Consider the following 4303-nt stretch of genomic DNA (forward strand, 5'->3'; position numbering starts at 1 on the left):
ACTCCTAGTGAAAGAACAATCAAGGTGACAAGAATAGGCATTGTTAATAATTCCCCCAATTTAACATATGTACCTTATTATTGTAGCGGGAAACTTAAAAGAATGCCACCGTAAACAAGATGACTCTTCCTATTTCTCTATTTTTTTGATTAAATAAAATATATCATCTTTATATTAAGCACGATAATACATATATAGAAGGAGAATTATATGAAAGCTGAGATTTTAGCAGATATTAAGCGTTACGATACTATTATTATCCATCGTCATGTCCGTCCGGATCCGGATGCTTATGGTTCCCAAGGGGGACTGGCGGAAATTCTGAAAGCATCTTTCCCTGAAAAACAAATTTTCACGGTTGGGCAAGAAGAACCATCATTGAATTATTTAAGAAGGCTCGATGTGATTTCAGATGAAACGTATCAAGGTGCTTTGGTCATCGTGTGTGATACCGCAAATACAGACCGGATTTGTGATAGACGTTACACGACGGGAGATAAATTAATTAAGATTGATCATCATCCTAACGAAGATCCATATGGCGATATGCGTTGGGTCGATACATCTTCAAGTTCTACGAGTGAAATGATTTATGAATTATATCTGTTCGGCAAAGACCAAGGCTTGAAGATGAGTGATGAAGCAGCCCGTCTTTTGTATGCAGGTATCGTTGGCGATACAGGGCGTTTCCTATTCCAAAGCACGACTGAAAAAACATTTGCTTTTGCTAGTGAGCTTATTCACTATTCATTTTCCCGTCCGCAGTTATRTCAGGAGATGTATGACGTTAATGAAAGCATCGTCCGGTTAAATGGCTATGTGCTGCAGCATTTCGAAATCCTGCCATATGGCACAGGGAAAATGATCATCACGAAAGATATCCTTGAAAAATTTCATGCGTCGACTTCTGAAGCATCTCAGCTTGTCTCCTCGCTTGGTTCGATTAAAAACGTGAAATCATGGGTCTTTTTCATTGAAGAGGAAAAAGAAATTCGGGTTCGTTTCCGCTCTAAAGGGCCAATCATCAATACGATTGCCCGGAAATATAACGGCGGAGGCCATCCGCTTGCAGCAGGGGCTTCCATCTATTCTTGGGATGAAGTGGACAATATCCTTGCTGATTTAGAAGAGTTGAATAAAGCAGAATAAAAAACAGTAAACAGTTTTATATTTCAAAGCAATAATTGAATAACATTTAAAGACCAAATCACATATGGATTTGGTCTTTATTTTGGTGGATAGTTAAAATTGGATTCATCATTCACCTACCAAACAGACGCACGGAATCATTTTCGTCTTCCTATTAAGAAGTAGTCCTCTTTAGTTTGATTTCAATATTCATTTTCGTATAAAACATGATTTCCACGACTTCAAGCTTATAACGCTTTTTATTGATGTCCACGATTTTATTTTCAATTGATTTTTTTAGTAGCATTTTTCCGTTATATACGCTTACGATATCCTTGGCGAGAAGGGAGGAAAGGTCGTCCTCTATCACATCCTCTGCTTCAGCGACACTAAGTTGATCGAGACTGTATATTTTTCCATTCGTAATGGTTACTTCCACTTCTTGAATCGTTAAAATCTCTTCGTTTTGCTGATTTAATTTTTTATACTCCTGCTCCCAGATCCCAATTTTTTCGTTCAGATCCTTGATCTCTTCTCTTTGGTCGTGAATGATTCTAATCTGTGTTTCTTGCTGGACCCCATACATATAAAAGAAAATCACCCAGCTGATCAATCCGCCAAGTGCAGCCCCGGCAAAAAAACGCTGCCAGGTGGGGGACCGGTGAAATGGAGGAATCCTCATGAGGATATATGCTCCTGAGTGAACCAGTTGATGATCAGCGCTCCTGTCTGTGCTCCGCCAAGAGCAGAAATAATAAGTAGAACCTGTTTGACAATATCTTTCGTTTCCCCGTGGAAAATACCGCGTTCGAAATTATAGACCATATCAAAAGTACCTCCGATGGCAGCAACAATCGCCCAAATACGCAGGCTATCTGATAATCGAAACACAGTCGTCATCGGAGCTTGTCCCGTGAAAAAAGCAGCCAGCCCTCCGATTATCGACCCGCCAAGTAAAACTCCAAGCGATATAAAAAAGCTGTTGATAAATGCCGGAACAAAGGCTTCATTCATATATCATCATCCTTTTGGCTTTATATTCTTCTACTCTATTTATATGGGAAGTACAGAGGTAATATGATAGTGGGGCAAAATCATGGGATAAAAAGATACTGGCAATGAGAACATATTTTCTTTTTTTGAAATAAACACTATAATGAAAAGAAACATGCCTTACAAAGGTGGGAGAAAAAACGTGTATACTCATCTCCATATTCAGAGCGGATACAGCCTGCTGACAAGTACGGTGAAAATCAGTGAACTAGTGGCCAAAGCGAAAGCGGATGGCTGTACAAGTCTTGCTTTAACCGATCGAAATGTTATGTACGGTTCGGTCTATTTTTATAAAGAATGTAAGAGACAGGGGATAAAGCCGATTATCGGTATTCTTGCAGATGTTCTTGATGAACAGGAAGCAGCACATCACCTTCTTTTATTAGCAAAAAATCTTCAAGGATATCAAAATCTGCTTAAAATAAGCAGTGCCATAAAAACAAAATCTCCGTCAGGACTTCCAATGAACTGGCTTAAAGCCTATTCACGGGGATTGATAGCCATCTCTCCAGGAGCTGAGGGGCAAGTAGAAGCGCTTCTGAGGGAAGAAAAGCCGGAAGAGGCTCAAAAGGCTGCTGAACAATACCTGCAGATTTTTGGACATGATAACTTTTATTTTTCCCTTCAAAGACTTTCAATTGCAGAAGAGGAGAAACAAAACGAAGCCATCAGTCTGTTGGCGAAAGAATTAGAGATAAAGATTGTAGCGACGAATCCAGTCTATTATTTGAATGAAAGTGATGCCCTCGCTCAAGAAGTGCTGCTGGCCATCGGAAATGGTGACAAGCTCGCAGATGAGACACGGACGGTGCTTGCATCCAATCAGTATTATTTAAAAAGTCGAGCTGAGATGGCAGAATTATTCCATGACAGGCCGGATGCACTCGAAAATACGCTCCATATTGCCACGCAATGCAATCTCGATATTCCGTTTCATCGYTCCCTGCTGCCTAAGTACCCTACTGAAGCTGGAGTTACGGCTGAAGAAATGCTTGAAGCTGTCTGTTTCCAAGGATTAAAGAAAAGACTGTCTGAGCCATCCGCCCATTACGAAGAGCGCCTTCGGTATGAGCTGGATATTATTAATAAGATGAAATTCAGCGATTACTTTTTAATCGTATGGGACTTCATGAAATTCGCCAAGGACAATCAGATTTTGACCGGCCCTGGAAGGGGATCTGCCGCAGGTTCGATGGTTGCTTACGTATTATCAATAACGGATGTCGATCCGATTGAACATTCCCTGCTGTTCGAGCGTTTTCTGAATCCGGAGCGAGTGTCGATGCCGGATATCGATATTGATTTTCCTGATAATCGCCGTGAAGAAGTGATTACCTATGTCGCGAAAAAATATGGGGAATTTCATGTAGCACAAATCATTACATTCGGAACATTAGCTGCCAAAGCTGCGCTGCGTGACACTGGACGTGTGTTCGGCTTGAATCCGAAGGAACAGGAAGCTGTATCGAAAATGATTCCGAGTCGGCTTGGCATCACGCTTCCTGAAGCTTTCAAAGAATCCAAGCGTCTTCAGGAATTCGTTAATGAAAGTGACATAAATCAGAGGCTATTTCAAACAGCATTATTGCTTGAAGGGCTGCCACGTCATACTTCGACCCATGCGGCCGGCGTGGTCATCAGTGACCAGGCTTTGACCGAGCATATCCCGATTCAAGGAGGGCATGAGGGCATCCACCTGACCCAATATCCGATGGACATCCTCGAGGAACTAGGTCTTCTTAAAATGGATTTTCTAGGACTTCGCAATTTAACGCTCATTGATAATATTTTAAAAAACATCAAAAAAGGAACTGGGAAAAAGCTGGATTTAGCTAACATACCGATGGAAGATTCTGAAACGTTATCTCTGTTAGGTCGAGGCGAAACAACGGGTGTATTTCAATTTGAATCTGATGGTATCCGGAAGGTTTTAATCAAGCTGAAACCGAACCGTTTTGAGGATATTGTCGCGGTCAATGCTTTGTACCGTCCAGGTCCAATGGAAAACATTCCTCTGTTTATCGAGCGGAAACATGGATTAACGCCAATTGACTACCTGCACCCAGATTTGCAGGATATCCTTGAACCTACATACGGAGTCATCGTTTATCAAGAACAAATT

General features: G+C 41.2%; 4 protein-coding genes. 2 read left to right on the plus strand and 2 right to left on the minus strand.

From position 1 onward, the window contains the following. Positions 1 to 210: 210 nt before the first annotated feature. The gene (locus AC1DUW_RS21930) at positions 211 to 1149 is read left to right on the plus strand and encodes a DHH family phosphoesterase (RefSeq protein WP_477643452.1); all 939 of its coding nucleotides are present in this window, start codon (positions 211 to 213) and stop codon (positions 1147 to 1149) included. 154 nt (positions 1150 to 1303) lie between these two features. Here the strand turns inward: AC1DUW_RS21930 and ytrI are convergent, their stop codons facing one another. After that, positions 1304 to 1810: a sporulation membrane protein YtrI gene (gene ytrI / locus AC1DUW_RS21935; protein WP_053347282.1), complete on the minus strand. Its 507-nt coding sequence runs from the start codon at positions 1808 to 1810 to the stop codon at positions 1304 to 1306. Next, positions 1807 to 2142 (minus strand): sporulation membrane protein YtrH, encoded by a 336-nt coding sequence (gene ytrH, locus AC1DUW_RS21940; RefSeq protein WP_053347281.1) that lies wholly within the window; start codon positions 2140 to 2142, stop codon positions 1807 to 1809. Before ytrH ends, ytrI begins: the two co-directional genes overlap by 4 nt. A gap of 181 nt (positions 2143 to 2323) precedes the next feature. Between ytrH and AC1DUW_RS21945 the strand changes: the two genes are divergently transcribed. Then, the coding region (locus AC1DUW_RS21945) for a DNA polymerase III subunit alpha (RefSeq protein WP_477643453.1) at positions 2324 to 4303 on the plus strand (1980 nt) is incomplete at its 3' end.

The organism is Peribacillus sp. P4_C12, from assembly GCF_056402095.1.